We start from the raw sequence: 26,972 nt of genomic DNA, 5'->3' as shown, positions 1-26,972 counted from the left end.
GAAGCTTTCCTAACCATCGGCGCCATTGAAGCGGCCCTTCCGCGCACGCCACAAGAGGCCCGTACGCATCCTGGTGAAATACCGCCACCCGCCCGAGCGCCGCCGACCGGCCCGCTACGCCTGCAGAATGACTTCGGCGTCGTCCTCGGCACCGCTCGCGGCGCCGTCCCCCGTCTCGGCCCAGCCACCGGCCGGACGTACCGCGACCGCGCGCCACCACGGGTCGACCCGGGGCGCGGCGGCGGGCTCGAACGGCTGGCCGGGACGGGGGGTGGCCACCGCCGCTCCGGCGCGGTGTGCCGCGGCGAGCGTCCCCTCGGCGGGCTCCTCCCAGGGGTGCGGGGCGAGATTGAACGTCCCCCAGTGGATCGGCAGCATGATCCCGCGGGGCACACCGCCCTGCAGGTCGAGATGGGCGCGCATGCCCTCCTCGGGGGTCATGTGGATGTCCGGCCAGAATTCGCTGTAGGCGCCGATCTGCACCATCGTGACGTCGAAGGGCCCGTACTGGGCACCGATGTCCGCGAAGCCCGGGAAGTAGCCGGTGTCACCGCTGTGGAAGATCCGGTGCTCGGGGCCGGTGACCACCCAGGAGGCCCACAGCGTGTGCTGGGTATTGCGCAGTCCCCGGCCGCAGAAGTGCCGGGCGGGAGTGGCGGTGAGCGTGAGGCCCTCGACGACCTGGGTCGACTCGTGCCAGTCGAGTTCGGTCACCCGGTCGGCGCGCACCCCCCAGTGTTCGAGGTGGGCGCCGACGCCGAGCGGCACGACGAAGCGCGTACCGGCCCGGGCCAGGGCCTTGACCGTCGGCAGGTCCAGATGGTCGTAGTGGTCGTGGGAGATGATCACCGCGTCGACCGGCCCGACCTCGGCCAGCGGCACCGGCACCGGGTGCAGGCGCTTGGGCCCCGCGAAGTCGAACGGCGAGCAGCGCTCGCCCCACACCGGGTCGAACAGCAGCCGGCGGCCGTCGATCTCGGCGAGGACGCTGGAGTGGCCCATCCAGGTGATGCGCAGCCCGGAGGCGGCCGGCTCGGAGAGGTCGGCGATGGTCGTGGGGTACACGGGCACCGGCCCGGCGGGGGCTCTGCGGACGCGCTCTTCCTTGCGGAAGTAGGTGGGCAGGAACTTCAGCATGGAGCCGGACGGCGTCCGGTCGGCCGCCACCGGATTGACGAACCGGCCGTCGGCGAAGTGCGGCGACCGCCGGATGCGCGCCATCCGCTCCCCGGACGGATCCGCCCCGAAGGCGGCCGGGCGCAGCGAGTCGAGCGGTGAGCTGTGCGGTCGGGAGCCGGTCACGGCACCTCCAAGGCGATGGGGGCGCCCCCGTGCCGTGCGGGCCACGGGGGAGGGCAGGTCCCCCCATTATCTGCCCGAGCGGCCGGATCACACGGTGATCCATCCCACGTGCGGGCCGCTGAGCTGCGCGTACACCTGGACGTCACCGTCCGGGCCCACCCCCGTTGACTTACGGGCCCGGACGGCGGTGTCCATGCCGGCCGGGAATCCACTGTGCAGGCTCGGCGCCCGGAGCGCACGTCAATTTCGGCGCGCGCCGCCGTGGCGGGCGTTCACAGTCCGCTGACGCGCAGGGTGATGTTGAGCCGGCCGGTGAGGCCCAGGCCGGGTGGCGCGGTGCCCGGCCGGGTGCGGGGGACACCGTGGTAGGCGAGCCGGGAGGGGCCGCCGAAGACGAAGAGATCACCGCTGCGCAGCTCGACGTCGGTCCAGGGCCGGGTCCGGCCGCCCGGGTGCCCGAAGCGGAAGACGCAGGTGTCGCCGAGGCTGAGCGAGACGACCGGCGCGTCGGACTTCTCGTCGCCGTCCCGGTGCAGGCCCATGTGCGAGCCCGCCTCGTAGAAGTTCACGAGCGCGATGTCGTACTCCTCGGTCACCGCCGGCTGTCCGTAGGCGCGGGCCACCGCCGCCCGGGCCAGCTCGCCGAGCCGGTCGGGGAAGGGCTTGACGGGTGAGCCGTCACCGTCGACGACGGTACGGGCGTAACCGTAGGGGAACCAGTGCCAGCCCAGACAGAACGATCGAACGGACATCTCGCCGCCGCTCGGCATCCGCACGGTCCGCAGGCCCGCCGGGGGTTTCGCCCACTCCCGGCAGTCGGCCAGCAGGCGGCGCTGCGCGGCCTCGTCCAGCCAGCCGGGGATGTGCACGGCGCCCGGGGCGATCTCGGCGGCGGGGCGGGGGAACAGCTCGTCGTGCATGTCCCCCAGCGTAGGCCGGGGTCCGTGGCGGACCGGGAAAAGTTTTTTCCCGGATTCCCCGGCCGGATGTCACGAAAGCGCACGGCCCGCCCGTCGTACGGGCAGAGGCGACCGCGGAAGCGGCCGCCACCGGACGACACCCACAGCGACCACGGAGGACCCGACATGGCCCGCGTCTCCCTCACCCCGCCCCGCACCCCGCTGATCCGCCTGCTGGAGTGGTACTCCAAGCGCGCCTACGGGAAGGTCCTCGACCCGCTGATGGCCTACGGCCACCACCGCCGGGTGCTGATCGGCACGACCCGCCTCGAGCTGTCGGTGGCCCGCTGGAAGAAGCTCGACCCCGGGCTGAAGGCCCTCGCGGTGATGGCGTCGGCGTCGGCCATCGGCTGCTCGTGGTGCATGGACTTCGGCTACTGGGAGAACCGCAGGCACGGTATGGCGCACGAGAAGCTGCACGACGTGCCCCGGTGGCGGGAGAGCGAGGTCTACACCCCGCTGGAGCGGGACGTGATGGAGTACGCCGAGGCGATGACCGCGACCCCGCCGACGGTCGAGGACGACCTGGTCGGGCGGCTGCGGCAGCACATCGGCGACGAGGGGCTGGTCGAGCTGACCGCGATGGTCGCGGTCGAGAACCTCCGCTCGCGCGTCAACGCGGCCTTCGGACTGACCGGCCAGGGGTTCAAGGACAGCTGCGACATCCCGGCCCGGGGCTCCCGCTAGGCCTTGCGCCCGACTCCCCCGTAGAAAATGGTGTTGCTGAGCTCCTCGGCGCCCGGCACCGGCCCGTCCGGGCGCCACAGCGGTACCCGGACCAGTCCGGGGTCAAGGAGGGTGAAGTCGCCGAAGAGCGGCGCGATCTCGGCGCGCCCGCGCAGGTTCAGGGTGGCGGTGGCGTTCTTGTAGACATCGAGGACGCCGTCCCGGGCCACCTCGTCCGTGCGGCCCGCCTCGTACGCCTCGTAGGGTTCGCCGGTGGCGTGGGAGAGCACGAGGCAGCTGCCGGAGGGCAGTGCCTCGGCGAAGGCGGCGACGATGCCCGCGGGGTCCTCCTCGTCCTTGACGAAGTGCAGGACGGCGACGAGCAGCAGGGCCACCGGCCGGTCGAAGTCGATGAGTTCGCGGACCACGGGGTCGGCGAGGATCGCCCCGGGGTCGCGGACGTCGCCGAGGGCGAATCCGGCGTCGCCCGCGTTCGTCAGCTTCGCCCCGGCGTGGGTGGCGACGATCGGGTCGTTGTCGACGTAGGCCACCTTGACGTCCGGCGCCACCTCCCGGGCCACCTCGTGGGTGTTGGGAGAGGTGGGTATGCCCGTGCCGACGTCGATGATCTGGCGGATGCCGCCGCCCACCACCTCCCGCACGGCCCGGCGCAGGAAGGCGCGGTTGGCGCGGGCGGAGAGGCGGACCTGGGGGTGGGCCTCGATGACGCGCTCGGCGGCCTGCCGGTCGACCTCGTAGTTGTCCCAGCCGTCGAGGTAGTAGTCGTACATCCGGGCCGGGTGCGGCCTGCTGGTGTCGATCTGGTCGGCCGTGAATCCCTGCTCGCTCACGCGGTTGTTCCCTTCGGTACGCATGACCTTCGGTGCCGGTTGTGCCGGTGCCGCCCCGCCGCGTTCGCCGGCGGGGCCGCTTCACTCGCCGCTGACGCTCGGTCCGGCGAGCAGGAAGTCCGCCTCGCCGGCCTTCGCGCCGCGGATGAACGTCTCCATCTCGTGGTGCGTGTAGATCAGAGCGGGGCCCGCCGGGTCGGTGGACTGGCGGACGGCCACCCGGCCGTCACCCAGGCGCATGACCTCCACGCAGCTGCCTCCGTTGCCGCCGCTCCACGGCTTGCTCCAGCCCTCGGTGCCGAGGTCGCTGGCCCGCATGCCGTTGTAGATGCGATCCATGGTTCAGATCTCCTTACGAATGCCACCCAGGAAGGCCTCGGTGGTCTGTGCCGGCGCGGCTTGCGCGCACATCCGGTCCAGCGCCTCCAGGAAGGCCGAGACATCGTCACGCTGGTCGAAGTAGGAGGCCCCGACGAGGTTTTCCGCGTACGCGATGTCCGGAAGCTCGGGGAGCGGGAACCGGAAGATATGGAACGGTCCGTACATCGCCGGGTGCGGCCCGGCGGCGAACGGCATGATCTGCAGTCGAACGTTCGGCAGCGCGGTGGCCTCGACGAGATGGGCGATCTGCTCGCGCATCACCCCGGGCCCGCCGATCGGCCGGCGCAGCACGGTCTCGTCCATCACGACCCACAAGAGCGGCGCCCGGTCCCGGGTGAGCAGGCTCTGGCGCTCGCGGCGAACGGCCACCGCGCGGTCGATGTCGGCGTCGGGGGCGTGGGGCATTCCGGCGCGGAGCACGGCGCGGGCGTACTGTTCCGTCTGCAACAGGCCGGGGACGTAGTGCGGTTCGTAGGCCCGGATGAGATTGGCTTCTCCCTCCAGGCTGACGAACGCGCTGAACCACTCGGGCAGGACGTCGCGGAAGCGGTGCCACCAACCGGGGCGGTTGGCTTCCCGAGTGAGCGTGAGGAAGCCCTCGACCTCTGCCGGGTCGGTGACGCCGTAGACCCCAAGCAGCTTCTCCACATAGGGAATCTTCAGGCCGACCTCGGCCTTTTCCATTCTCCGGACGGTGGCGTGCGTGACGTCGAGGGCGCGGCCCGCCTCCTCGAAGGAGAGCCCGGCCTTCTCTCTGAGGTCCTGCAGCCGCTTGCCGAGCACGACCCGCAGGACAGTCGGGGCGCCTACACCGCGCGCGTCCGCCACTGTCCACCCCCTCCAACTACTGTCATATGCCAGCAGTGTGCCACGCGACCTGTGGAGCCGACAGACTGTCCTTACGATTCTGCAATTTACAGATTGAACCTTGCCACACCCGAGCCGTATCGCACATAGTTGCGGAGTGGTCCCCTCCCATGACGCCCCCCTGCTCGGGCGCTGCGGCAGTTCCATCGCCGAGCGTCTGCAAGACGCCTTCCACTTCCCGGCCCTCAACACCTCGGTGGCGGAGGCGCGAAGACGAGTCCTCGCCCGGCTGCGGGAGTGGGGCATCGACGAAGTGGCCTGTGACGACGCCCAATTGGTGGTGTCGGAGCTCTTCACCAACGCCGTGCGGCACACCGACAGCGACAAGGTCAGCTGTCAACTGCGGATCAGCGGCGCCCGGCTGCGCATAGAGATCGCCGACCAGGGGCACACCCCCACCGAGCCCCGGGCGCGGTGCAGCGGCGCGGACGAGGAGAGCGGGCGCGGGCTGCTGCTGGTCGGCGCGGTGTCCGAGGCCTGGGGAGTGCGGCCCGACGACAGCGGCCGTGGCCGTGTCGTCTGGGCCGACCTGTCGCACCGTCGGGTCCCCCACTGAGCCGTACGGACCTGTCTTTCCGTACGATCCCCCCACTGAAGGGACCGCGACCTGAGGGCGCGGTGTTACAGCGGCAGCAGATCCGGCCGCTTGGGCTCCACATGGTCCCCCGAGGACTCCCCGCGCAGCCGTCGGCCGATCCACGGCACGAGGTGCTCGCGCGCCCAGTGGATGTTGTCCCGGCGCACCTCGGCGGGCGAGCGGTGCCCCTCTTCCGGCCAGGCCTGGTCGGGGTCGGCCGGTACCCGCAGCCCGAGGACCTGGGCGGCCCGCAGCGCGACGCGCGTGTGACCGTCCGCCGAGAGGTGCAGCCGGTCGTCGCTCCACGCCCGCCGGTCCTGGACCGAGCGCAGCGACCACAGGTCGAGGACCGGGCAGTCGTGCCGGTCGGCGATGGCCCGCACATGCGCGGTGTACGTCGCGATCTTGCCCCGCAGATGACGCAGGACGGGGATGCCACGGGTGTCGAAGCCGGTGCACAGCAGGACCGTGCCGACGGAACCCGCCAGCTCGGCGACGGCCGCCTCGTAGCGCTCGGCCACGTCGTCGGGGTCGCTGCCCGGCCGCAGGATGTCGTTGCCTCCCGCGCAGAAGGTGACGAGGTCCGGCGCCAGCTCCTTCGCCCGGGGAATCTGTTCTTCGACGATCTGGTCGAGAAGTCTGCCGCGGACCGCGAGGTTGGCGTATCTGAAGGAATGCTCCGCCTGCTGGTCCGAGAGGAGTACGGCCAGTCGGTCGGCCCAGCCGATGAAGGTGTCGTCCGGCCCAGGGTCGCCGACGCCTTCGGTGAAGCTGTCCCCGACGGCTGCGTACGACCCGATCGCGCCCTTGCTGAATGATTTCGAATCGTCTGCCACGTCAGCACATCTTTCACCTCACCGAGTGACCTACGCCACCGTAACCAAGGGTTGACGTGCCGTGATGTATCCCACCCCGACAAAGTCGGTGTATGCGGAATACGTCCACACGGCTCCCGTACGGGCCGATCCCCCCGTGAAAAGGGTGTCGTAAGGTCGTTGGGCCGCTTCGTCGACGAGCAGCGTCGACAGCCGGACCAGAGGAGAGCGCCCGTGACGCAGACGCCGCAGATCCCGTCGACCGAGCCGGAGCTGGCGGGGGTGCGCAACTTCCGTGATCTCGGCGGTCTGCCGGCCGCCGACGGGCGGCGGGTCCGACCCGGCGTGCTCTTCCGCAGCGGCCACCTCGCCCACGCGACCGAGGCGGACGCGCGCTTTTTGGACTCGCTGGGGCTGCACACGGTCTTCGACTTCCGCAACGCCGCCGACATCGCGCTGGAGGGGGAGGACGTCACCCTCACCGGGGTGCGGAACGTGAACATCCCGCTGACCGACCCGGCGGACGGCACCGAGTTCTGGCGGATGGTCCGCGACGGCGACCTGGATCTGCTGCGGTCGATCCTGTCCGAGGGCCGGGCCGCCGGGCGGATGTCCGACACCTACCGCGAGATCATCACCACCCGCACCACCGACCACAGCCGGGTGCTGCACGCCCTCGCCGAGGACAGCGTCCCCGCGCTCATGCACTGTGCCGCCGGCAAGGACCGGGCGGGGCTGTCCATCGCGGTGACCCTGCTCGCACTCGGCGCCTCGCGCGAGACCATCGAGGCGGACTACCTGGAGTCCAACGCGCCGCACCGCCGCTACCGGGTGCGCCGGGGCGAGGGCGCGCCCGGCGGTACGTCCCCCGAGGTCATGGAGCTGCTCTCGCCGCTGTTCGAGGCCCGCGCCGAGTACCTCGCCGCCGCGTTCACCGCCATCGAGGAGACCTGGGGGACGACCGAGCGCTATCTCGCCGAGGGTCTCGGCCTCACGGCGGGCACGCGCGAGCGACTGCGGGAACGACTGCTCACCGACTGACCGGGGGCCGACGGCTGCGGGGGCTCCCGCTATTTTCCCCGCAGCCGTCAGCGGCCCGCGACGGCCTGCTTGACCAGCGTCCGGCCGAAGTCCCACATCAGCCCGCCGCCATCGTGGGCGTCGTCCATGACGGCCGTGAAGGCCGCCACGAACCGGTCCACCTCCCGCTCACCGATGATCAGTGGCGGGATCAGCTTGATGACCTCCAGCCGGTCGCCGGAGACCTGGGTGAGGACACGGTGCCGCTGGAGCAGCGGCACCACCACCATCTGCGCGAACAGCCCCTTCCGCGCCGCCTGGAGCATCGTCCAACGGCTCCGCAGCCCCAGCGACTTGGGCCGGCCGAACTCGATGCCGATCATCAGGCCCCGGCCGCGCACCTCCTGCAGCAGCTCGTACTTCTCGACGAGCCCCGCCAGCCGGGTCCGCAGCAGATCACCGGTCCGCCGGGCGTTGGCCACGACCTGTTCGTCCTCCATCACGGCGAGCACCGCGAGCCCGGCCGCCATGGCCTGCGCGTTCGCCCCGAAGCTCGCCGAGTGGACCAACACCCGGTCCATGGAGGAATAGACCTTCTTGAAGATCCAGTCCTTGCCGAGGGTCGCACCGACCGGCACATAGCCGCCGGAGAGCGCCTTGGCCACGCACACCAGGTCCGGTTCGAGCCCGCTCTCGTGCTGGTAGGCGAAGAAGGCACCGGTCCGCCCCATGCCGGTCTGCACCTCGTCGGCGATCAGCAGCGCCTTGTGCCGGCGCAGCAGCTCCTGTGCCGCCCGCAGGTATCCGGCCGGCGGCTCCAGGACGCCCTTGCCCTGGATCGGCTCGACCACGAAGCCCGCCACGTCGCCGCGCTTCAGCTCCCGCTCCAGGGCGTCGAGGTCGCCGAGCTCGATCGCCGTGTCCGGCAGCAGGGGGGCGAAGCCGTCGCGGAAGCCGCCCTCGCCGTTGACCGACAGGGAGCCGACGGTCAGCCCGTGGAAGGCGTGCGCGCAGTACAGGATCCTGGGTCTGCCGGTGGCGTAGCGGGCGAACTTCAGGGCCGTCTCGACGGCCTCGGTGCCGCTGTTGCCGAAGAAGACCCGGTCCAGATGCGGGGCGTACGACAGCAGCTTCTCGGCGAGGAGGCCGGGAAGCGGCTGGCAGTCGAAGCGGGTGAGGTCGGCGAGGGAGGCGTCGAGGACGTCGTGCAGCGCCTTGCGGACGACGGGGTGGTGCCGGCCGAGGCCCATCACCCCGAAGCCCGCGAGCATGTCGAGGTAGTCCTGCCCGTCCGCGTCCCAGAAGTACGCGCCCTCGGCCCGTTCGTAGACCTTGTCGAAGCCGATGGTGCGCAGCATGCGCGGAAGCTGGTGGTTGAGGTACCGGGTGTGCAGGTCGTACCGCTCGCCGCCGCGCTCCGCCAGGAGCCGGGCGAGGTCGAAGTCGCGGGTGTCGTCCGTCATGCGTCCCTCTCCTCGGTGACCGGGGCGGCCGCCCGGCGGACCAGCGTGGCGCTGATCCGGCCGGCGATCTCGGCGGGGGTGAGACCCAGGTCCGCCAACACCTCGCCGCGCTTGGCGTGCGGCAGGAACTGCTCGGGGATACCGAAGGTGCGCACGGGCAGGTCGACGCCCGCGTCGCGCAGGGTCTGCGCGATCGCCGAGCCGACACCGCCGGTACGGCTGTTGTCCTCGACGACGGCGACGACGCGGTGGCGCGCGGCGAGCGCGGGCAGCGCCTCGTCGACCGGCTTGACCCAGCGGGGGTCGACGACGGTGCAGGCGGTGCCGCGCGCGGCGAGCAGGTCGGCGGCGTCGAGGGCGACGGTGGCCATGGCGCCGACCGCGACCAGCAGCACATCCGGGTGGGTGGTCTCCGGCGCGCTCAGCACGTCCATGCCGCCCACCCGGGCCAGGGCGGGGAGGGCCGGGCCCACGGTCTCCTTGGGGAACCGCACGACGGTCGGGGCGTCGTGGACGTCGACGGCCTCCCGCAGCTGGGCACGGAGCTGGTCGGCGTCGCGCGGGGCGGCGATCCGCAGCCCGGGGACGACCTGGAGGATCGACATGTCCCACATGCCGTTGTGACTGGGCCCGTCGGTGCCGGTGACGCCGGCCCGGTCCAGCACGAACGTCACCCCGCACTTGTGCAGGGCCACATCCATGAGCACTTGGTCGAAGGCGCGGTTGAGGAAGGTGGCGTACACCGCGAAGACCGGATGCAGCCCGCCCGTCGCCAGCCCGGCCGCCGAGGTCGCCGCGTGCTGCTCGGCGATGCCCACGTCCCAGACCCGGTCGGGGTAGGCGGCCGCGAACTTCGTCAGGCCCACGGGGTGCAGCATCGCCGCGGTGATCGCCACCACGTCCGGCCGCTCCGCGCCGATGCGCAGCATCTCGTCACCGAACACCGAGGTCCAGGACCGGCCGCCGGCCGGGACGAGCGGCTCGCAGGTGAGCGGGTTCATCACGCCGACGGTGTGGAAACGGTCCGCCTCGTCCTCCAGGGCGGGCCGGTAGCCGCGCCCCTTCTCGGTGCGGCAGTGCACGAGCACGGGGCCGTGGAAGCGCTTCGCCCGGCGCAGTGCCTCCTCGACGGCCCCGATGTCGTGTCCGTCTATCGGACCGACGTACTTCAGGCCGAGGTCCTCGAACATGCCCTGGGGCGCGAAGGCCTCCTTGAAGCCCTTCTTGGCGCCGTGCAGCGATTCGTAGAGCGGGGTGCCGAGCAGCGGCAGCCGCTGGACGATGTCCTTGCCCCAGGACAGGGCGCGTTCGTAGCCGTCGGTGGTGCGGAGCCCGGCGAGGTGGTGGGCGAGGCCGCCGATGGTGGGCGCGTAGGAGCGCTCGTTGTCATTGACGACGATGATCAGCGGGCGGTCCTTGGCGGCGGCGATGTTGTTCAGCGCCTCCCAGGCCATGCCGCCGGTCAGCGCACCGTCACCGATGACGGCGACGACGTGGCGGTTCCAGCGCCCGAGCACCTGGTTGGCCTTGGCGAGCCCGTCGGCCCAGCCGAGGACGGTGGAGGCGTGGCTGTTCTCGATGACGTCGTGCTCGGACTCCTCGCGCGAGGGGTAGCCGGAGAGGCCGCCCTTGCCGCGCAGCTTGGAGAAGTCCTGCCGCCCGGTGAGCAGCTTGTGCACGTAGCTCTGGTGCCCGGTGTCCCACAGGATGCGGTCGGCGGGCGAGTCGAAGGCGCGGTGCAGGGCTATGCAGAGCTCCACCACGCCGAGGTTCGGGCCCAGGTGGCCGCCGGTCCTGGCGACCGCGTGGATCAGGAAGTGCCGGATCTCCTCGGACAGTTCGGTCAGGTCCTCCGCGTCGAGCGCCTTCAGGTCGCGCGGACCGCGGATGTTCTCCAACAACGACACGCGGGCCCCTCCTCGTCTTTCGCTCTCGTCTCCGTACTCGCCGGTCAGCCGGTGCCGGCGACGGGGCCCCCGGCATCGGGGGCCCCGGCGAGTCCGGGCGATATCCGTCGCGCCCGGGCCACGGGACTCAGCCCCGGTTCGAGGCGATGGTCTCGCGGGCGGCGCGCAGCGACTCCTTGAGGGAGCCCATGGTGGCCAGCACGGCCGTGGGTTCGTAGCCGCAGTGCGCCATGCAGTTGGCGCACCGCGGGTCCTTGCCCCGCCCGTACTTCTCCCAGTCGGTGTCCTCGATCAGCTCCCGGTAGGTCGGCACGTACCCGTCGCTCATCAGGTAGCAGGGGCGCTGCCAGCCGAAGAGGGAGTAGTTGGGGATGGCCCACGCGGTGCACGGGAAGTCCGCCTTGCCCTCGAGGAAGTCGAGGAAGAGCGGGCTGTGGTTGAGCCGCCAGCGGCGACGGTTGCCGCCCGAGAAGGCCTTCTTGAACAGCTCACGGGTCTGCTCGACGCCCAGGAAGTGCTCCTGGTCGGGGGCCTTCTCGTAGGCGTAGGCGGGCGAGATCATCATCTCGTCGACCTGGAGGTCGTCGTTGAGGTAGTTGAGCACCTCGATGATGGTCTGGGGGGTGTCGGTGTTGAAGAACGTCGAATTGGTGGTGACCCGGAAGCCGCGCCGCTTGGCCTCCTTGATCGCCTCCACCGCCTCGTCGAAGACGCCTTCCTTCGCGACGGACTCGTCGTGCCGCTCGCGCAGCCCGTCGATGTGCACCGCGAACGCGAAATAGGGCGAGGGCGTGAAGTTCTCCATCTTCTTGCGCATCAGCATGGCGTTGGTGCAGAGGAAAACGTATTTCCTCCGCTCCACCAGCTGCCGCACGATCTCATGGATCTGTGGGTGCATCAGGGGCTCGCCGCCCGCGATGGACACCATGGGCGCACCGGATTCCAGCACCGCGCCCACGGCCTGGGCGACCGGCATCCGCTGCTTGAGCACCCCGGCCGGGTGCTGGATCTTCCCGCAGCCCTCGCACTTGAGGTTGCAGGCGAAAAGCGGCTCGAGTTCCACGATCAGCGGGAACTTCTCCCGCTTGCGGAGCTTCTGTTCAAAAAGGTACGTCCCGACCCGGATGGTCTGGCGGAGCGGCATGGCCATCTAGCTCACCTCCTGGGGAGCAGCAAAGAACGGTGCCATTCGAAAAAGGCCGGAAGAACAGTGCGCAGTACGCGGAAAGCCGATATTCCACCCCGCAAGGTCCCAATTCGGACGAGTTCATGTTCTGGAGCGTCCACGACCACCCGGACGGCCGCAACCGGACGCGGACCGGCCCGCACGGCGCTTCGGAGCGTGGCGGCGGACTCCATGTCCACCGCGAGCGCTCCCGCGGCGTGCAGAGCCGTCCGCTCCGCGCCGCGCACGATGTGGTCCGAGCCGACCACCGGGCCGGTGTGGATGACACGCCGGGGCACGGCCCGGGCCAGCTCCTTGGCCAGCAGCTCCACGCCGACGCACTCGGTGCGCCCGGCGCCGTCGCGGGTCTCGTCGGCGACGACCAGGTCCCCGGGGTGCATCCCCGGGGCGAGGCCGGCGCAGAAGCCGGTGGCGATCACGGCGGCGTCGCACAGCTCCGGGTCGTCCCCCAGCGCGAGGGCCACGGCCCGGTCGGCGGCCTGCGGTCCCATGCCGGTGCGCAGTACGGTCACGGGCCCGGCGGCTCCGCCGAAGCCGCCGCCCAGGGCGAGCCGCTCGATGCCGAGCGCGCAGGCGATCAGCAGCGGTGCGGAGCCGGGGGTGCCCGTGCCGGGGGTCATCAGCCCTCCCGCCCGTCGGGGGCGAAGGGCTCGCCGCGCAGATAGCGGCCGAGGGCCGTGAGGGGGAAGACCTGCCGGTACAGGTGGTAGTTGATGGAGAAGTCCCAGGGGAAGCCGGTCCCGGTGAAGTGCGGCTCGTCCCAGGAGCCGTCCGGGCGCTGGTTGTCCACCAGCCAGGCCACACCGCGCTCGACGGCCTTGCTCTCCCGCTCCCCCGCGGCCAGCAGCGCCAGCAGCGCCCAGGCGGTCTGCGAGGGGGTGGTCGCGCCGCGCCCGATCCACTCGGGGTCGCGGTAGGAGCGCTGGTCCTCGCCCCAACCGCCGTCGGCGTTCTGCACGCTCTCCAGCCAGGCCACGGCCCGGCGGATCGCCGGGTGCGAGAGCGGCAGCCCGGCGGCGACGAGGGCGGGCAGCACCGACCCGGTGCCGTAGACGTAGTTGGTGCCCCAGCGGCCGAACCAGGCGCCGGACGGCTCCTGCTCGGCGAGCAGCCAGTCGATGCCGCGCCGGGTGCGCGGGTCGTGCTGCTTGCCGAGGACCGCCAGCATCTCGACCACATGGGCGGTGACGTCGGCGGACGGCGGGTCGATGACCTCGCCGAAGTCGCAGAACGGCAGCCGGTTGGGGAAGGGACTGGTGTTGTCGGCGTCGAAGGCCCCCCAGGCGCCGTTCCTGGACTGCATGCCCAGGTTCCAGCGGGTGGCCCGCCGGATGGCCGTCTCGACGCGCCCGGGGTCGGGGTGGCGCACCCGCTTGAGGGCGAGGACGACCTCGGCGGTGTCGTCGATGTCGGGGTAGTTGTCGTTGTGGAACTCGAACGCCCAGCCGCCCGGGGGCAGCTCGGGCCGGCGTACGGTCCAGTCGCCGGGCCGGGTGATCTGCTCGTCCAGCATCCAGTCGGCGGCCTTGACGAGCGCCGGGTGGTCGGCGGCGACACCCGCGTCGGCGAGCGCGATGACGGCGAGGCAGGTGTCCCAGACGGGCGACTGGCACGCCTCGATCATCCGGGCGCCGTCCTCCCGCCAGACGGCGAAACGGTCCAGCGACTCGAGCCCGGCGCGCAGCACCGGGTGCCCGAGGTCGTAGCCGAGGAGGTGGAGGGCGATGACGGAGTAGACGGCGGGGGGCTGGATGCCGCCCCAGCAGCCGTCGTTCTCCTGGCGCTCGACGATCCAGCGCTCGGCCGCTCTGAGCGCGGTGCGGCGCAGCGGGGCGAGCGCGAACCTGCGGTAGACGTGCAGCGCCTTGTCCAGGCGCTGGAAGAGGCCGTCCCAGCTCGCGGCCGGGGCCGCCGGGCGCGGGGGGTTGGGGCGCCGCGGGTCGGTGTGCAGCTCGTCGAGGGCGAACGGCGCGGGCCGTACCGGGCGCTCGGCGGAGACGACGGTCAGCGGCACGATGGTCTGCCGGGCCCAGCAGCCGAAGTCGTAGATGTTGAGCGGGAACCACTTCGGCAAGTACATGATCTCGGGCGGCAGTTCCGGGAGGTCGTCCCACTTCCACCAGCCGAAGAGGGCCAGCCAGATCCGGGTGAAGACCCGGGCGGCGGCGATGCCGCCCTGCTCGCGGATCCAGAGCGCCGCGGCGGCCATGTGCGGGGCTTCGGGGGCGTCCCCGGCGAGCCGCAGCGCGACATAGGCCTCGATGGTGGCGGAGAGTTCGGCGGGCCCGCCGTGGAAGGTGGACCAGGTGCCGTCCGGGCGCTGCTCGGTGCGGATGAAGAGGGCCGCCGCCCGGGTGGTCTTCTCGTCCTGGATGCCCAGGAACTGACGAAGCATCAAATCTTCGGCGTCCATGGTGACGTTGGTCTCCAGGTCGCCCTTCCACCATCCCGCCGCGTCCTGCCGGGCGAGCAGGTGCCGGGTCGCGCGGGCGGTGGCCCGCTCCGCGGCCGCGTGCGGCTGCTCCTGCCCGGCCGCATCGGCGGGGGGCAGGACGGTGGTGCTCTCGGTGGCCGCGGCCGCAGGGGGCGAGCCCGCCCCGGTGCCTCCGTCGGTCGTCGCTGTCATGGCTTCCCCTTTTTGCAGTGAGTTTCTTCTCTGCCGTACTGCCGTACTTGGGGGTTCCGTCGGCGGCGCCCCGAGCGAGGGGCGCCTGCCGGCGACTGCGAGATCTAGATCGGGTGAATGGGAATCATCTCTTTCGTACGACGACGAAGTCGGCGAGCGCGACGAGCTGCGCTCGGACCTCTGCGGGCATGTCGACGCCGTCCAGCGCCTCGATCGCGGTGGCGTGCTGGCGGCGGGCCTCCTGGGAGGTCCACTCCCGGCCGCCCGCCTCCTCGATCAACGCCGCGCGGCTGGCGAACTCTTCCTCGTCGAAGTCGGCGGCCGCCGCGTCGCTGAGCTTGGCGTCGGCGGCGAGGATCCGGGCGAGCCGCTCGGAGGCGGGGCCGCCGGCGGCGAGGGCGGCGACGACGGGCAGGGACTTCTTGCGCTGGCGCAGATCGCTCCAGGTCTGCTTACCGGTGGCCTCCGGGTCGCCCCAGATGCCGAGCAGGTCGTCGACGGCCTGGAAGGCGAGGCCGAGGTGGTAGCCGTAGGCCTCCAGGGTGTCGGCCGTACGGTCGTCGGCGCCGCCGAGGACCGCGCCGATGGAGACGGCGCAGGCGAGCAGGGCGCCCGTCTTGTTGCCCTCCATCTCCAGGCACTCCTCGACGGTCACGCGCTCGCGGTGCTCGTAGGAGATGTCCTGGGCCTGGCCGTCGATGAGCTTGCGGGTGGCGGTGGTCAGCCGCCGGGTGGCACGGCCGGCCTCGACCGTGCCGAGCTCCAGCAGGACCTCGTTGGCGAGGGCGAAGAGGGCGTCGCCGACCAGGATGGCCTGGGCCGGGCCGTGCACCTTCCACACGGTGTCGCGGTGGCGGCGCTGCTCGTCGCCGTCCATCAGGTCGTCGTGGAGCAGCGAGAAGTTGTGCACGAGCTCCACGGCCACCGCGCCGGGGATGCCCACCTCGGGGGCGACCCCGGCCGCCTCGGCCGAGAGCAGGGCGAGGGCGGGGCGGATCGCCTTGCCACCGTCGCCGTGCGAGGGGCGGCCCTCGGCGTCGATCCAGCCGAAGTGGTAGGCGGCGACGGTGTCCATGGGCGGCGCGAGCCGGTCCACGGCGGCACGCAGCACCGGCGTGGCAAGCGTCCGTCCGCGCTCCAGCAGGGCGGTGACGCCTGCGGTGTCGACAGCTGGGATCGCCGAAGTCACGGTCTCTCCTCTGGTGTTCATGCTCATGCGTCCCCCGTGCCGGGGGTGCACGCCTTGGGTGGCTCGCTCGTTCATGCCGGCTCCCGGAGGGGGCTCTGATGCGGACGCCCGAGCTCGGAGAGGGCCGCGCCGGCGGCGGACAGACCGCTGCGCACCGCGCCCTCCATGGTCGCGGGCCAGCCGGTGGCGGTCCACGCGCCGGCCAGGTACAGGCCGGGCGCGTTCGTGGGGGCGTGCGGCCGGAGCCGGCCGACGCCCGGGGTGGGGGCGAACGTCGCTGTCCGCTCCCGGGTCACGAAGAAGTCCCGGACACCGGCGCCGCGTGCCGCGGGCAGCAGCCGCTCCAGCTCGGGAAGATAGCGGTCGCGCAGCTCGGCGACGGGCAGGTCGATCTCGTCCTGCACGGCCGACTGGGAGACGGCCAGGTACTGGCCGCCGCCGGCGAGGCCGGAGGAGTCCGTGCGGTCGAAGACCCACTGCACGGGGGAGCCGAGGGCCGCGAAGAACGGCTGTCGCAGGACCTTGCGGTCGTAGACGACGTGCACGTTGAGGATCGGGGCGGTGCCGATGCCGAGCAGCCGGTCGGCGTCGTCCAGGGCGCCCTCGGGCAGCAGGGCGTGGGTCTCGCGCTGCGGGACGGCGAGCACGACGGTGTCGGCGTCCAGCCGCTCGGCCGCACCCGGCCCGGACTCGGTGTCCACGTGCCAGATGCCGTCGGTGCCCCGGGTGAGACCGGTGGCACGGGTGCGCAGACAGGTGCGGACGCCCGCCTTGTCGAGGGCCGCGCGGGCGCGGACGTCGTGCAGCTCGCCCAGCGGGACGTGCGCCCAGCCGATGTCGGCGGCGCCGGGCTCGGAGAGCAGCCCGGTCTTGAAGACCATGGCGGCCAGGCCCAGGGAGGCCTGGTCGGCGGTGGCATTGAGGGTGGCGACGCCGACGAGGTCCCACAGTGCCTCGACCGCGCGGGGGGACTGGCCGTGGCGGTGCAGCCAGCTCGCGAAGTCCTCCCCGTCCAGCGCGGGGTCCATCGGGTCCAGGCCGCGCAGCGCCAGCGCGGCGCGGCCGACCTTGGCCCGCTCGGCGAGCGAGAGGTGCGGGTAGCCGGCGAGGCTGGCCGCCAGGTGCAGGGGTACGGGCAGCGCGGTGCGGCGCAGCCGGCCCAGGACGGGCCGCCCGGAGGGGCGGCCGACGTCGAGGACGGGAACGTCCAGCCGGCTCTGCAGCGGGGCGAGCGCCAGGGCGTCGACCCGATCGAGGAACCACTGGTAGGCGGTGCAGCAGCGCAGGTAGACGTGCTGGCCGTTGTCGACGGTCAGCTCGCCGCGGCGGAAGGAGAAGGCCAGCCCGCCCAGCCGGGGCCGCCCCTCGATCAGGGTGACGCGCAGCCCCGCGTCGGCGAGTTCGAGCGCCGCCGTGGTGCCCGCGAGGCCGCCCCCGATCACCACCGCGGCCGCCCCGACGGGGCGGCCTGCCTCCTGCGCGCGGTGCCCGTCGGGCCGGGTCGTCGTCCGTGCTGTCATGCGCCCTCTCCCTCGGCTGCTGTCAGGGACGCGTCCGCGGGGCGGAGGGTTGCACACCGGTCCTCGGTGTGAGCTCGGGCCATCAAGCGCGCCCCTTGACGGTCTGCCGGTGGACGCTGCGGGCGTCGAAGCCGGACAGACCGCGCACGGCGACATAGGCCTTCTCGTGGCCGGGCAGGGAGACCCGGCCGCGCAGCACGGCCCGGGGGTCCTGGGCGATGCGGTCCAGGAGTCTGCGGTAGATGCCGGACATGGCGGCGACGCAGGCACCGCTGCGCCGGTCCAGCATGGGCAGCAGCTTCATGCCCTCGGCGAACAGCGCGCGGGCGCGCCGGACCTCGTACTGCACGAGGCCGGTGAAGTCGGCGCCGGCCGGGGGCGTGGCGGAGTGGAAGCCCGCGGAGCAGCCGAATTTGGCGAGGTCCTCGGTGGGAAGGTACGTACGGCCGTTGGCCGCGTCCTCGCGGACGTCGCGCAGGATGTTGGTGAGCTGCAGGGCCAGGCCGAGCGTATCGGCGTACTCCGAGGCGCGCGCCGTGTCCCGGGCGCCGGGGACGGTGCCGAACACGCCGAGCGAGAGTCTGCCGATGGCGCCCGCGACGCAGCGGCAGTACAGGGCGAGGTCGTCCCAGGTCTCGTAGGTCTCACCGCGCACGTCCATCTGGACGCCGTCGATGAGCTCGTCGAGCCCCCCGAGGGGGATGGGGAAGCGGCGCGCGGCATGCGTCAGCGCGACGGCCACCGGGTCGGTGTCGTCCTCGTCGAGGGTGCCCTCCCGGATCCGGTCGAGCAGCGCGCGCGTCTCCTCCAGCCGCAGCGTCTTGGACGCCACGTCCAGGGTGCCGTCGCCGATGTCGTCGACCCGCCGCGAGAAGGCGTACAACGCGGACATGGCCCGGCGCTTCGCGGTCGGGAGCAGTCTGATGCCGTAGCTGAAGTTACCTGCCTGCTGTGCGGTGACGGCCTCGCAGTAGCTGTACGCGGCGAGCACCGGCGCGGACGCGGTCGGCGTTCCGTTCACGGTCCCGCTCACCCCTCTCTTCGCAGTGTCGCCCCCACCTCGCGCAGCAGGCTGAGCTTGGTGGGCTTGGGCGGTCCGGGGAGTACGTCGTGGCCCGCGGCGGCGACCGCCTTGAGTGCGGCCTTCCCGCCGCCCACGAACCCCGCGAGCAACAGCTTCAGCCTGCCGTGGACGCTACCCACCAGGGGGGTGCCTTCATTCAGCAGGTCCCCGGCGCGTTCCGCCTCGTACGCGACCAGTGCGCGCACCGATGCGCCACTGGTCGCAAGGGCGAGATCGCTCTCGCTCACGCGGAAGCGTTGCATGTCCTCGGCGGGCAGGTAGATGCGGTCGCGCGAGAGGTCCTCGGCGACGTCCTGGAGATGTTCGATGATCTGCAGGGCCGTGCAGATCGCGTCCGAGCGGCGGATCCGCTCGGGGCTCAGCGTGCCGGTGACGCCGAGGACGAGGCGGCCGACGGGGTTGGCGGACAGCTCGCAGTAGGCGAGCAGTTCCTCGTAGGTGGCGTAGCGGCGCACCCGCTGGTCCTGGCGGTTGGCCTCGATGAGCCCGAGGAAGGGCTCGGGGGTCAGACCGCACCGGCGGACGGTCGGCCGGAGGCGGAGCAGCAGCGGATGGCGCGGGCCGGTGCCCGTGCGGTCGAAGACCCGGCCGAGGTCGGCCTCGAAGGCGTCGAGCATGGCGAGCCGGTCGTCGGCCTGCTCGCGGTCGAGGCCGAGCAGCTCGGCGTCCCGGCCGCCGGGGGCCAGGTCGCCGTCGCCGATGTCGTCGACGAGGCGGGCGTAGCCGTAGATCGCCATGAGGTCGGCGCGCCAGGAGCGGGGCACGAAGAAGGGAGCCACGGGGAAGTTCTCGTGCGCGGCCTTGTCGAGCACGGCGCGCGCGTGCGCGTCCGTCCCTGCGGTCATCGCGGGCTGCCAGGACCGGGGACGGCGTGCGCGCCGCGGAGCTGGAGAGTTCCCGTAGCCATTGCCGTCACATCTCCCGTTCTACACTGCAAACCCAGAACATCCTATTTCGGACACGCCGCAGGTCCCCCCACCCTTGCCCCCTCTGTCCCGCCCCTACCTCGCCCCCCTGAGGCCGGGGATACCCGGGTATCGCCACGCTTCGGCACAAATCAGCACGGTACAGCGTACGCCGCACAAATGCCCGATGCGCGCCGGGGTATGTGCTTGATCCATACAATGCCACGCAGGACGTGAATCAACCCTGCCAATAAGCGAGTTGATCGTTACAGGTCGGTCAAGTCCGCCCGCCGGAGCGCGGCGGACGGACTCGGCCGACGGTGACGGCTAGCGGGCCGTCTCCTTCTCGTACGCCCGGACGACCTCGTCGGTCGGCCCGTCCATCAGCAGCTCGCCGCGCTCCAGCCACAGCACCCGGTCGCAGGTGTCGCGGATGGACTTGTTGTTGTGGCTGACGAGGAAGACGGTGCCGGCTTCCTTGCGCAGCTCGCGGATGCGGGCCTCGGAGCGCTTCTGGAAGGAACGGTCGCCGGTGGCCAGCGCCTCGTCGATCATCAGCACGTCGTGGTCCTTGGCCGCGGCGATGGAGAAGCGCAGCCGGGCCGCCATGCCGGAGGAGTACGTCCGCATGGGCAGCGTGATGAAGTCGCCCTTCTCGTTGATGCCCGAGAAGTCGACGATGGACTGGTAGCGCTCGCGGATCTGCTCCCGGGTCATGCCCATGGCCAGTCCGCCGAGCATCACGTTCTTCTCGCCCGTGAGGTCGTTCATCAGCGCGGCGTTGACGCCCAGCAGCGAGGGCTGGCCGTCGGTGTAGACCTTGCCCCGCTCGGCGGGCAGCAGCCCGGCGATGGCCTTGAGCAGGGTGGACTTGCCGGAGCCGTTGGAGCCGATGAGGCCGATGGCCTGGCCCCGGTAGGCGGTGAAGCTGACGCCCTTGACGGCGTGCACCTCACGGACACCGGCGTCCGGCTTGCGCTTGATGATCCGGTTCAGGGCGGCGGTCGCGCTGCCCCGGCCGGTGTTGCCCCCGTAGACGCGGTAGACGATGTGGACGTCGTCCGCGATCACGGTGGGCACACGGCCGGAATCCGCCGCCTTGTCGACACTGTTCTGATCAGCCACGGCCGTACTGCTCCTCAGCCTTCCAGAAGTACACGAAGCCCCCGAGGCCGAGCAGCAGTGCCCAGCCGAGCGCCAGCGCCCAGACGTGCGGCGGCAGCTTGTCCGCGCCGTAGCCGTCGATCAGCGCGAAGCGCATGAGGTCGATGTAGACGGCCGCCGGGTTGGCCCCGAGGACGTCGATCACCCACTCCGGGGCATGGGCCTTCTCCAGCTGGGTCGTCATGCTGTACATCACGCCGGACGCGTACATCCACGTACGGGTGATGAAGGGCAGCAACTGCGCCAGGTCGGGGGTCTTGCTGCCCGCGCGGGCCATGACCAGCGCGAGACCGGTGTTGAAGACGAACTGCAGCACCAGCGTCGGGATGATCAGCACCCACGACGGCTTCGGGAAGTGCCCGAAGCCGATCAGGATGAGGAACAGCACGCTCATGGAGAACAGCAGCTGCTGGAGCTGTTGCAGCGCGAAGGAGATCGGCAGCGCCGCCCGCGGGAAGTGCAGGGCCCGTACCAGGCCGAGGTTGCCCGCGATCGCCCGGACGCCGGCCATCGCCGAGGTCTGGGTGAAGGTGAAGACGAAGACACCGGTCACCAGGAAGGGGATGTAGGTGTCCGTCCCCATGTTCCCGTGGGCACCCATCAGCACGCCGAAGATGAAGAAGTACACCAGGGCGTTGAGCAGGGGCGTGGCCACCTGCCAGACCTGTCCGAGCTTCGCCTTGCTGTACTGCGCCGTCAGCTTCGCCCGGGAGAACGCCACGATGAAGTGACGCCGGTCCCACAGCTGCCGCGCGTACTCCCCCAGCCCGGGCCGGGCACCGCTGACCGCCAGGCCGTACTTCTTGGCCAGCTCGGCGGCGGGAAGTCCGTCGTCGGGTGACGGTGGGGCACTCAGGGCGACCGCACTGTCGTGCGTTGTCTCGCTCACAGTTGACACTTTCGTCCTCAAGGTGCGCTGCCGGGGCGGTGCCCCGGGCAGCGCCCGATGCTCTCAGACACGAGCTTGTCAGATCACGGGAGGGCGACCCAGTCGGGTCAGGCGCCAAACGGTACGCCACTTCATGGGGCGCCGTGGACCGCAGGGCGTCGTCCACCCCTCCTTGAAGCCGCCGAGCCAGGCGCGCAGCGCGGGCGGCGACGGCCGCCGGGCCAGCGTCAGCAGCAGCCACACCCCGAGGTAGACCGGGACGAGGGGGGCCGGGAGATTGCGACGGGCCAGCCAGACCCGGTTGCGGGCCACCATGCGGTGGTAGACCGCGTGCCGGCTGGGGGCCGTGGTCGGGTGGTGCAGCACCATGTCCGACCGGTAGTCGATCATCCAGCCCGCGTTGAGGGCCCGCCACGCGAGGTCGGTCTCCTCGTGCGCGTAGAAGAATTCGTCCGGCAGCCCGCCGACCTCGGCGAAGACCTTCGTGCGGACCGCGTTGGCGCCGCCGAGGAAGGTCGTCACCCGCGAGGACCGCATCGGGTCGGCCGCCCGCAGCCGCGGTACGTGGCGGCGCTGGGTGACCCCGGTGTCGGGGTCGGCGATCCGGAAGCTGATGATGCCCAGCTTCGGATCGGCGGCGAAGGCCTCGCGGCACAGCTCGGCGGTGTCCTGGCCGGGCAGGTGCCCGTCGTCGTCGAGGAAGAGCAGCACGTCGACCTCGCGGCCGCCGGGCCCGAAGGCCTCGATGCCGACGTTGCGGCCGGCCGGGATGCCCACGTTCTCGGGCAGCTCGACGGTCCGTACGGTCAGCCCGGGCACGTTCAGCTCCGGCAGCGGCGAGCCGTTGCCGACGACGACGACCTCGATGGCCTCGCCCTGCTGCTTGGCGACGGAGTCGAGCAGCGCGCGGAGTTCCTCGGGGCGGTTGCCCATGGTCAGGACGACCGCGCCGAGCTTCATCGGGGCACTCACTTGAGCCTGCTCGAAGCGAGGATGGACACGAGGTGGAGCAGCGTCTGCACGAGGGCGATGCCCGCGAGGACGGCCACGCCGAGGCGCGAGAAGAACAGATCGTCCCTGAGGGTGTCCAGGACCGCGAGGACCAGGATCAGCAGGGACGCCTCGATCCCGAGGATGAGGCGGTGGAACTTCAGCGCGGCGGCGGCCTTGCGGGCCAGTGCCATGCCGGACGACCGCGGCTCGGACGCCGCCTCCTTGACCGGCGGCAGACCGGTCTGGTGGCGGGCGACGCCGACGAGGTCGGTCTCGGCCTTGATCAGGATGGCGCCGAGGGCGGCCAGGGTCCCGAGGAAGGCCCACAGCCAGTCGATCCGGCCGGAGCCCCACAGGTCGGCGGCGCGCAGGCCGAAGCCGACCAGGACCGCGGCGTCGCACAGGTAGGCGCCGACCCGGTCCAGGTACACGCCGCCCAGCGAGAACTGCTTCTTCCAGCGGGCGACCTCGCCGTCGACGCAGTCGAGCAGCAGATAGAGCTGGACCATCAGCACGCCGAGCACGGCCCCCGCGATCCCCGGCACCAGCAGGGCCGGAGCGGCGAGGACACCGAAGACGGTCATCAGGTAGGTGAGCTGGTTGGGCGTGATCCGGGTGTTCACCAGATGCCGGTCGCAGCGCAGCGAGATCTCTCGCATGTACAGGCGACCGGCCCAGTGCTCACCGCTGCGCCGGTCCTTGACCCCCGGGGGGTGGACGACCGGGCGGAGTTCAGCGACTGACGGTTTTTGCATAGTCGGCGTATGCGTCCCTGATCTGGTCGGTGGAGAGGTCGAGGTGTTCCAGGATCGTGTAGCGCCCGGGGCGGGTCTGCGGGGCGTACTCGACGGCCTGGACGAACTCCTCCGTGGTGAAGCCGATCTCCTGCGGTGTGACCGGCAGCCCGTGCCTGCGCAGCACCTGGACCATCAGCGCGGACTCCTCGCGGGCACCGCGCAGGTACATGGCGAAGGCCGCGCCGAGGCCGCACTGCTCGCCGTGGCTGGCGGCGCGCTTGGGGAAGAGCAGGTCGAAGGCGTGGTTGATCTCGTGGCAGGCACCGGAGGCCGGGCGGCTGTCGCCCGCGACCGACATCGAGATGCCGGTGAGCACGAGGCCCTCGGCGAGCACCTGGAGGAAGCCGTCGTCGCCGACGCCGCCGGGGTGGCGCAGCACGGCCTCGCCGGCCTGCCGGGCGATGGCGGCGGCCAGGCCGTCGATGTCCTCGCCGCGCTCGCGGTGGGCGAGCTCCCAGTCCGCGACGGCGGAGATGTTGGAGATCGCGTCGCCGATGCCGGAGCGCACGAAGCGGACCGGGGCCTCACGGATGACGTCGAGGTCGATGACGACGGCGATCGGGTTCGGCACGCCGTAGGAGCCGCGGCCCGCGTCGTTGTCGAGGGTCGCGACGGGCGAGCAGAGGCCGTCGTGCGAGAGGTTCGTCGCGACGGCGACCAGCGGCAGGCCGATCCGCGCCGCGGCGTACTTCGCGCAGTCGATGATCTTGCCGCCGCCGAGGCCCACGACCGCGTCGTAGCGCCCGGACTTCATCGCGTCGCCGAGCTTGATCGCGTCGTCGAGCGTGCCGCCGCCGACCTCGTACCAGGAGGCGCCGGGCAGCGCCGGGGCGAGCCGCTCGCGCAGCTTCGCCCCGGAGCCGCCGCTGATGGCGATGGCCAGCTTGCCGGAGCTGGAGATCCGCTGATCGGCGAGGATCTTCGCCAGATCGTCCAGCGCTCCGGCACGGATGTCGACGACGACCGGCGAGGGGATGAGCCTCGTCAGTACTGGCACGCGATCTCCCGGCCCTTGGCGAGGTCCTCGTGGTTGTCGATCTCGACCCACTTGACGTCGCCGATCGGCGCGATGTCGATCTTGAAGCCGCCGTTGACGAGCTCCTGGTAGCCGTCCTCGTAGTAGAGGTCGGGGTCGCGCTCGAAGGTGGTCTTCAGCGCGGCGGCGAGCTCGGCGCCGGCCTCGGCCTCGATGAGGGTGACACCGATGTACTCACCGGTGGCCTCGGCGGGGTCCATGAGCTTGGTGATCTTCTGGACACCCTTCTCGGGGTCCACGACGACCTTCATCTCCTCGTCGGCGAGTTGCTTCACCGTGTCGAGGGCGAGGATGATCTTCTGGCCCTGGCCGCGGGCGGCGAGCAGGGTCTTCTCGACGGAGACGGGGTGGACGGTGTCGCCGTTGGCGAGGATCACACCGCGGCCCAGGACCTCACGCGCGCACCACAGGGAGTAGGCGTTGTTCCACTCCTCGGCCTTGTCGTTGTCGATCAGGGTGAGCTTGAGGTTGTACTTCGCCTCCAGCGCCTCCTTGCGCGCGTACACGGCCTCCTTGCGGTAGCCGACGACGATCGCGACCTCGGTCAGGCCGACCTCGGCGAAGTTGCCGAGGGTGAGGTCGAGGACGGTGATCGACTCCTCTTCCCCCTCGGGGCCGACCGGCACCAGAGCCTTGGGCAGGGTGTCGGTGTAGGGGCGCAGACGCCGTCCAGCGCCGGCTGCCAGCACGAGGCCGATCATGCGGGTTCTCCTGTTTCGTCGTGTACAGCGGGGGCCCCGGAGGACACCCAGAAGCGGATGCTCTCGCTGAGCACCGCGAGCGCGAGGGCGACCGCGAGGGCCGTCAGCGCGATGGTGAAACCTTGGTTGTGCCACAGGGCGGCGGCGATCGTGACCGCCAGGACGCGTCCCTCGTGGCCGCCGATCGCCCGCACCAGCCAGTGCGGGGGCGCGCCACTGCCGCCACGGATGCGGTACACCGTGTCGTAGTGATGGTAGGCGACCGCGGCCACGAGGCCGAAAGCCGCGGGCAGGGCAGCGTCCACACCGGACCTGGCCGCGAGAAGCAGGATGATCCCGTACTCGGACGCCCGGAAGAGCGGCGGTACGAGCCAGTCGAGGGGGCCCTTGAGGGGGCGGGCGACGGCGCAGCCGGCGAAGACGGCGTACACCCCGGCCTGCAGAACGGCCTGCCAGGTGCCGGCGGTGCCCGCGAAGAGCGGGCCGACGAACAGCGACGCGGTGGCCAGCAGGGCCCACAGGGGGGCGGTGTAGGCGCCGGGGGGGAAGGTGGTGCCCACGGTCCGGCTCGCGAGCTCCGCGATCGGGCCGGAATCGGCGAGGTCGGCCAGCGCCCGGGCCGCGCGGTCCGTGCGGTGCGCCTTGCGGGTCAGCGAGCGCAGCACCCGGCCGGCCGTGGTGTAGCAGGCGGCCAGCGCGCAGCCGACGAGCAGCACGTAGAAGACGGTGCGGGGCGTGGTGAGCGCGGTCAGGACCGCGATCAGGGCCCAGCGCTCGCCGATGGGCAGCACGATCATGCGGCGCGCCCAGACCGTCCAGCCGACGCTGTCGAGCTTGTCGGAGAGGGCGGCGGTGGGGCTGGTGTTGGCCGTGGCGTCGTGGTTCGCCTCGTTGAAGGAGAAGTCGACGACGTGCCGGCAGGTCTGCAGGACCATGGCGCCGAGCGCGAGGGCCCAGACGTCGTCGTTGCCGCCGCCGTGGGCCGCGCCGATGGCGAGGCCCGCGTAGTAGGCGTATTCCTTGGCGCGGTCGAAGGTCGCGTCGAGCCAGGCGCCGAGCGTGGAGTACTGCAGGGAGTAGCGGGCGAGCTGGCCGTCGGTGCAGTCGAGCACGAACGAGAAGATCAGCAGTACGCCGGCGGCGACGAAGCCGGGCCGGGTGCCGGTCGCCGCGCAGCCGGCGGCGACGAGCGCGGTGAGCAGTGAGGCGGTCGTCACCTGGTTGGGGGTGAATCCGCGCCGGGCGCACCAGCGGGCGAGGTAGCGGGAGTACGGGCTGACGCCGTAGGTGGTGAAGAACCCGTCGCGGGACTTCACGGCGGTGCGCAGCCGTACAGCCTCGTCGTCAACCGCGGCGACGTCCCCTTCGGCCTTCGCACGCACGTCGGCGTCGGCGGGGACGGTGGCGACGAGCACCCCGAGATCGGGGCGGTGCACGGCGACGCCGTCGGCCTCCAGCCGGGGCGCGAGGGCGTCGGGCAGGTTCCGGCCCGGGTCCGCGTCCGTGACCGTGGCGAGCGCGCGGGTGAGCGCGTCGCGCGCCTCGGGCTGCGCGGTGAGCGCGCCCTCCACGGCCGCCGCGGGGAAGCGCGGGTCGGTCAGGGCCAGACGCAGGGCGTGGAGGTGGCCGACGAAGCGGGCGTCGACGAGGGCGACCCGCTCGGCCGCCGGGACGGCGGCCAGCGCCGCCGCGGTGCCGGCGGCGTCGGCCGCCGTGCGCACATCGAAGCCCAGGGACCGCAGGTCGCCCTCGAGGGAGGAGCCGACGGGCGGCAAACCGGTGAGGATGGCGGTCGACAGACGAACTCACTCCTTGGAAACGGACGTGGCCGCTCTTCGCGTCCGCGGGGGCGGCCGAGCAGCGGTGTGGCGCGCCAGGGCCCCGTCGGGGGCGGCGTGCGGCACGTCGGCAGAGGCTATCGGATCACCGGAGGCCGTCGTTCACCGCCGTTCGCCCGGCCCGCGAATCCTCGGCCGACGACCCCGTCGCGCGGGCCGGTCCCGGCCGCGACCGGCCCGTCCGGCGCTCGAGGACGACCGCCGCGCGGCGGTGACGCGAACGACACCGGCCGCGA

25 protein-coding genes are annotated in these 26,972 nt (G+C 71.8%); 3 read left to right on the top strand and 22 right to left on the bottom strand.

Annotated elements, in window-relative coordinates:
* Positions 1-114 precede the first annotated feature (114 nt).
* Together AB8O64_RS30605 and AB8O64_RS30600 are read right to left on the bottom strand one after the other, a co-directional pair.
* Complete coding sequence (locus tag AB8O64_RS30605; protein WP_370422674.1) at positions 115-1,302, bottom strand: MBL fold metallo-hydrolase; 1,188 nt, start codon at positions 1,300-1,302, stop codon at positions 115-117.
* A 272-nt stretch (positions 1,303-1,574) separates the two neighbouring features.
* Positions 1,575-2,222, bottom strand: coding sequence for an alpha-ketoglutarate-dependent dioxygenase AlkB (locus AB8O64_RS30600; protein WP_370422672.1), 648 nt, complete (start codon positions 2,220-2,222; stop codon positions 1,575-1,577).
* A 165-nt stretch (positions 2,223-2,387) separates the two neighbouring features.
* Here AB8O64_RS30600 and AB8O64_RS30595 point away from each other — a divergent pair, with 165 nt between their 5' ends.
* On the top strand, positions 2,388-2,948 hold the full coding sequence (locus tag AB8O64_RS30595) for a carboxymuconolactone decarboxylase family protein (protein WP_370422671.1): 561 nt from the start codon (positions 2,388-2,390) through the stop codon (positions 2,946-2,948).
* Here AB8O64_RS30595 and AB8O64_RS30590 read toward each other — a convergent pair.
* The 3 genes from AB8O64_RS30590 to AB8O64_RS30580 are packed head-to-tail and all read right to left on the bottom strand — an operon-like array spanning position 2,945 to position 4,987.
* Positions 2,945-3,802 (bottom strand): SAM-dependent methyltransferase, encoded by an 858-nt coding sequence (locus tag AB8O64_RS30590; RefSeq protein ID WP_356456563.1) that lies wholly within the window; start codon positions 3,800-3,802, stop codon positions 2,945-2,947. The two genes, AB8O64_RS30595 and AB8O64_RS30590, sit on opposite strands and share 4 nt — an antisense overlap.
* 57 nt (positions 3,803-3,859) lie before the next feature.
* A complete protein-coding gene (locus AB8O64_RS30585) occupies positions 3,860-4,117 on the bottom strand; it encodes a DUF397 domain-containing protein (protein ID WP_356456561.1) in 258 nt (85 codons plus the stop codon).
* Positions 4,118-4,120: 3 nt separating this feature from the next.
* Positions 4,121-4,987 carry a helix-turn-helix domain-containing protein gene (locus tag AB8O64_RS30580; RefSeq protein ID WP_370422670.1) on the bottom strand — a complete coding sequence of 289 codons (867 nt, stop codon included), beginning with the start codon at positions 4,985-4,987 and terminating at the stop codon, positions 4,121-4,123.
* Positions 4,988-5,123: 136 nt separating this feature from the next.
* On the opposite strand from AB8O64_RS30580, the gene AB8O64_RS30575 reads away from it, so the two are divergent.
* Positions 5,124-5,582, top strand: coding sequence for an ATP-binding protein (locus AB8O64_RS30575; protein ID WP_370422669.1), 459 nt, complete (start codon positions 5,124-5,126; stop codon positions 5,580-5,582).
* A 65-nt stretch (positions 5,583-5,647) separates the two neighbouring features.
* Here the strand turns inward: AB8O64_RS30575 and AB8O64_RS30570 are convergent, their stop codons facing one another.
* Positions 5,648-6,439: an SGNH/GDSL hydrolase family protein gene (locus AB8O64_RS30570; protein WP_370422667.1), complete on the bottom strand. Its 792-nt coding sequence runs from the start codon at positions 6,437-6,439 to the stop codon at positions 5,648-5,650.
* 213 nt (positions 6,440-6,652) lie between these two features.
* Between AB8O64_RS30570 and AB8O64_RS30565 the strand changes: the two genes are divergently transcribed.
* Entirely contained in the window at positions 6,653-7,459 is an 807-nt protein-coding gene (locus AB8O64_RS30565; RefSeq protein WP_370422666.1) for a tyrosine-protein phosphatase, read from the top strand.
* 47 nt (positions 7,460-7,506) lie between these two features.
* On the opposite strand, the gene AB8O64_RS30560 is transcribed toward AB8O64_RS30565, so the two are convergent.
* The 16 genes from AB8O64_RS30560 to AB8O64_RS30485 all read right to left on the bottom strand — a co-directional run bounded on the left by AB8O64_RS30560 (position 7,507) and on the right by AB8O64_RS30485 (position 26,697).
* Entirely contained in the window at positions 7,507-8,901 is a 1,395-nt protein-coding gene (locus AB8O64_RS30560; RefSeq protein ID WP_370422664.1) for an aspartate aminotransferase family protein, read from the bottom strand.
* On the bottom strand, positions 8,898-10,808 hold the full coding sequence (gene dxs, locus AB8O64_RS30555) for a 1-deoxy-D-xylulose-5-phosphate synthase (protein ID WP_365210352.1): 1,911 nt from the start codon (positions 10,806-10,808) through the stop codon (positions 8,898-8,900). The genes AB8O64_RS30560 and dxs overlap by 4 nt, the downstream gene beginning before the upstream one ends.
* Before the next feature lie 127 nt (positions 10,809-10,935).
* Positions 10,936-11,958 (bottom strand): adenosyl-hopene transferase HpnH, encoded by a 1,023-nt coding sequence (gene hpnH, locus AB8O64_RS30550; RefSeq protein ID WP_370422662.1) that lies wholly within the window; start codon positions 11,956-11,958, stop codon positions 10,936-10,938.
* A gap of 5 nt (positions 11,959-11,963) precedes the next feature.
* The gene (locus tag AB8O64_RS30545) at positions 11,964-12,614 is read right to left on the bottom strand and encodes a 1-hydroxy-2-methyl-2-butenyl 4-diphosphate reductase (RefSeq protein ID WP_370422660.1); all 651 of its coding nucleotides are present in this window, start codon (positions 12,612-12,614) and stop codon (positions 11,964-11,966) included.
* Positions 12,614-14,620, bottom strand: a complete 2,007-nt coding sequence (shc, locus tag AB8O64_RS30540; protein ID WP_370422658.1) for a squalene--hopene cyclase — start codon at positions 14,618-14,620, stop codon at positions 12,614-12,616. Before shc ends, AB8O64_RS30545 begins: the two co-directional genes overlap by 1 nt.
* A 124-nt stretch (positions 14,621-14,744) precedes the next feature.
* Positions 14,745-15,836: a polyprenyl synthetase family protein gene (locus AB8O64_RS30535; protein ID WP_370424020.1), complete on the bottom strand. Its 1,092-nt coding sequence runs from the start codon at positions 15,834-15,836 to the stop codon at positions 14,745-14,747.
* 44 nt (positions 15,837-15,880) lie between these two features.
* Entirely contained in the window at positions 15,881-17,329 is a 1,449-nt protein-coding gene (gene hpnE / locus AB8O64_RS30530) for a hydroxysqualene dehydroxylase HpnE (protein WP_370422657.1), read from the bottom strand.
* Positions 17,330-17,411: 82 nt separating this feature from the next.
* Entirely contained in the window at positions 17,412-18,362 is a 951-nt protein-coding gene (hpnD, locus tag AB8O64_RS30525; protein WP_370422656.1) for a presqualene diphosphate synthase HpnD, read from the bottom strand.
* Positions 18,359-19,258 carry a squalene synthase HpnC gene (gene hpnC / locus AB8O64_RS30520; RefSeq protein ID WP_370422654.1) on the bottom strand — a complete coding sequence of 300 codons (900 nt, stop codon included), beginning with the start codon at positions 19,256-19,258 and terminating at the stop codon, positions 18,359-18,361. The genes hpnD and hpnC overlap by 4 nt, the downstream gene beginning before the upstream one ends.
* A 387-nt stretch (positions 19,259-19,645) precedes the next feature.
* Complete coding sequence (locus AB8O64_RS30515; protein WP_370422653.1) at positions 19,646-20,443, bottom strand: ABC transporter ATP-binding protein; 798 nt, start codon at positions 20,441-20,443, stop codon at positions 19,646-19,648.
* Entirely contained in the window at positions 20,436-21,371 is a 936-nt protein-coding gene (locus AB8O64_RS30510; protein WP_356456534.1) for an ABC transporter permease, read from the bottom strand. Before AB8O64_RS30510 ends, AB8O64_RS30515 begins: the two co-directional genes overlap by 8 nt.
* A 78-nt stretch (positions 21,372-21,449) precedes the next feature.
* Positions 21,450-22,331, bottom strand: coding sequence for a glycosyltransferase family 2 protein (locus AB8O64_RS30505; protein WP_356456593.1), 882 nt, complete (start codon positions 22,329-22,331; stop codon positions 21,450-21,452).
* 8 nt (positions 22,332-22,339) lie between these two features.
* Positions 22,340-23,119 carry a CDP-alcohol phosphatidyltransferase family protein gene (locus tag AB8O64_RS30500; RefSeq protein WP_370422652.1) on the bottom strand — a complete coding sequence of 260 codons (780 nt, stop codon included), beginning with the start codon at positions 23,117-23,119 and terminating at the stop codon, positions 22,340-22,342.
* The gene (locus AB8O64_RS30495; RefSeq protein ID WP_130881384.1) at positions 23,097-24,158 is read right to left on the bottom strand and encodes an iron-containing alcohol dehydrogenase family protein; all 1,062 of its coding nucleotides are present in this window, start codon (positions 24,156-24,158) and stop codon (positions 23,097-23,099) included. The genes AB8O64_RS30500 and AB8O64_RS30495 overlap by 23 nt, the downstream gene beginning before the upstream one ends.
* The gene (locus tag AB8O64_RS30490) at positions 24,146-24,898 is read right to left on the bottom strand and encodes a sugar phosphate nucleotidyltransferase (protein WP_370422651.1); all 753 of its coding nucleotides are present in this window, start codon (positions 24,896-24,898) and stop codon (positions 24,146-24,148) included. Before AB8O64_RS30490 ends, AB8O64_RS30495 begins: the two co-directional genes overlap by 13 nt.
* Complete coding sequence (locus AB8O64_RS30485) at positions 24,895-26,697, bottom strand: DUF5941 domain-containing protein (protein WP_370424019.1); 1,803 nt, start codon at positions 26,695-26,697, stop codon at positions 24,895-24,897. The genes AB8O64_RS30490 and AB8O64_RS30485 overlap by 4 nt, the downstream gene beginning before the upstream one ends.
* Positions 26,698-26,972: the final 275 nt, after the last annotated feature.

Origin of the sequence: Streptomyces sp. QH1-20 (assembly GCF_041283565.1) — a bacterium.
In the GTDB taxonomy this organism is placed as follows: Bacteria; Actinomycetota; Actinomycetes; order Streptomycetales; family Streptomycetaceae; genus Streptomyces; species Streptomyces syringius.
The sequence above is the reverse complement of the archived record's forward strand: the minus strand, read 5'-3'. Positions and strand labels throughout refer to the sequence as shown.

Bases quoted from the DNA above. Each gene is read 5' to 3' on its own strand.
- AB8O64_RS30545 (WP_370422660.1), bottom strand. From the start codon at position 12,614: ATGACCCCCGGCACGGGCACCCCCGGCTCCGCACCGCTGCTGATCGCC.
- hpnH (WP_370422662.1), bottom strand. From the start codon at position 11,958: ATGGCCATGCCGCTCCGCCAGACCATCCGGGTCGGGACGTACCTTTTT.
- shc (WP_370422658.1), bottom strand. From the start codon at position 14,620: ATGACAGCGACGACCGACGGAGGCACCGGGGCGGGCTCGCCCCCTGCG.
- AB8O64_RS30590 (WP_356456563.1), bottom strand. From the start codon at position 3,802: ATGCGTACCGAAGGGAACAACCGCGTGAGCGAGCAGGGATTCACGGCC.
- AB8O64_RS30595 (WP_370422671.1), top strand. From the start codon at position 2,388: ATGGCCCGCGTCTCCCTCACCCCGCCCCGCACCCCGCTGATCCGCCTG.
- AB8O64_RS30560 (WP_370422664.1), bottom strand. From the start codon at position 8,901: ATGACGGACGACACCCGCGACTTCGACCTCGCCCGGCTCCTGGCGGAG.
- AB8O64_RS30600 (WP_370422672.1), bottom strand. From the start codon at position 2,222: ATGCACGACGAGCTGTTCCCCCGCCCCGCCGCCGAGATCGCCCCGGGC.
- hpnC (WP_370422654.1), bottom strand. From the start codon at position 19,258: ATGACCGCAGGGACGGACGCGCACGCGCGCGCCGTGCTCGACAAGGCC.
- hpnE (WP_370422657.1), bottom strand. From the start codon at position 17,329: ATGACAGCACGGACGACGACCCGGCCCGACGGGCACCGCGCGCAGGAG.
- AB8O64_RS30535 (WP_370424020.1), bottom strand. From the start codon at position 15,836: ATGAGCATGAACACCAGAGGAGAGACCGTGACTTCGGCGATCCCAGCT.
- AB8O64_RS30585 (WP_356456561.1), bottom strand. From the start codon at position 4,117: ATGGATCGCATCTACAACGGCATGCGGGCCAGCGACCTCGGCACCGAG.
- AB8O64_RS30505 (WP_356456593.1), bottom strand. From the start codon at position 22,331: ATGAAGCTCGGCGCGGTCGTCCTGACCATGGGCAACCGCCCCGAGGAA.
- AB8O64_RS30500 (WP_370422652.1), bottom strand. From the start codon at position 23,119: ATGCAAAAACCGTCAGTCGCTGAACTCCGCCCGGTCGTCCACCCCCCG.
- AB8O64_RS30490 (WP_370422651.1), bottom strand. From the start codon at position 24,898: ATGATCGGCCTCGTGCTGGCAGCCGGCGCTGGACGGCGTCTGCGCCCC.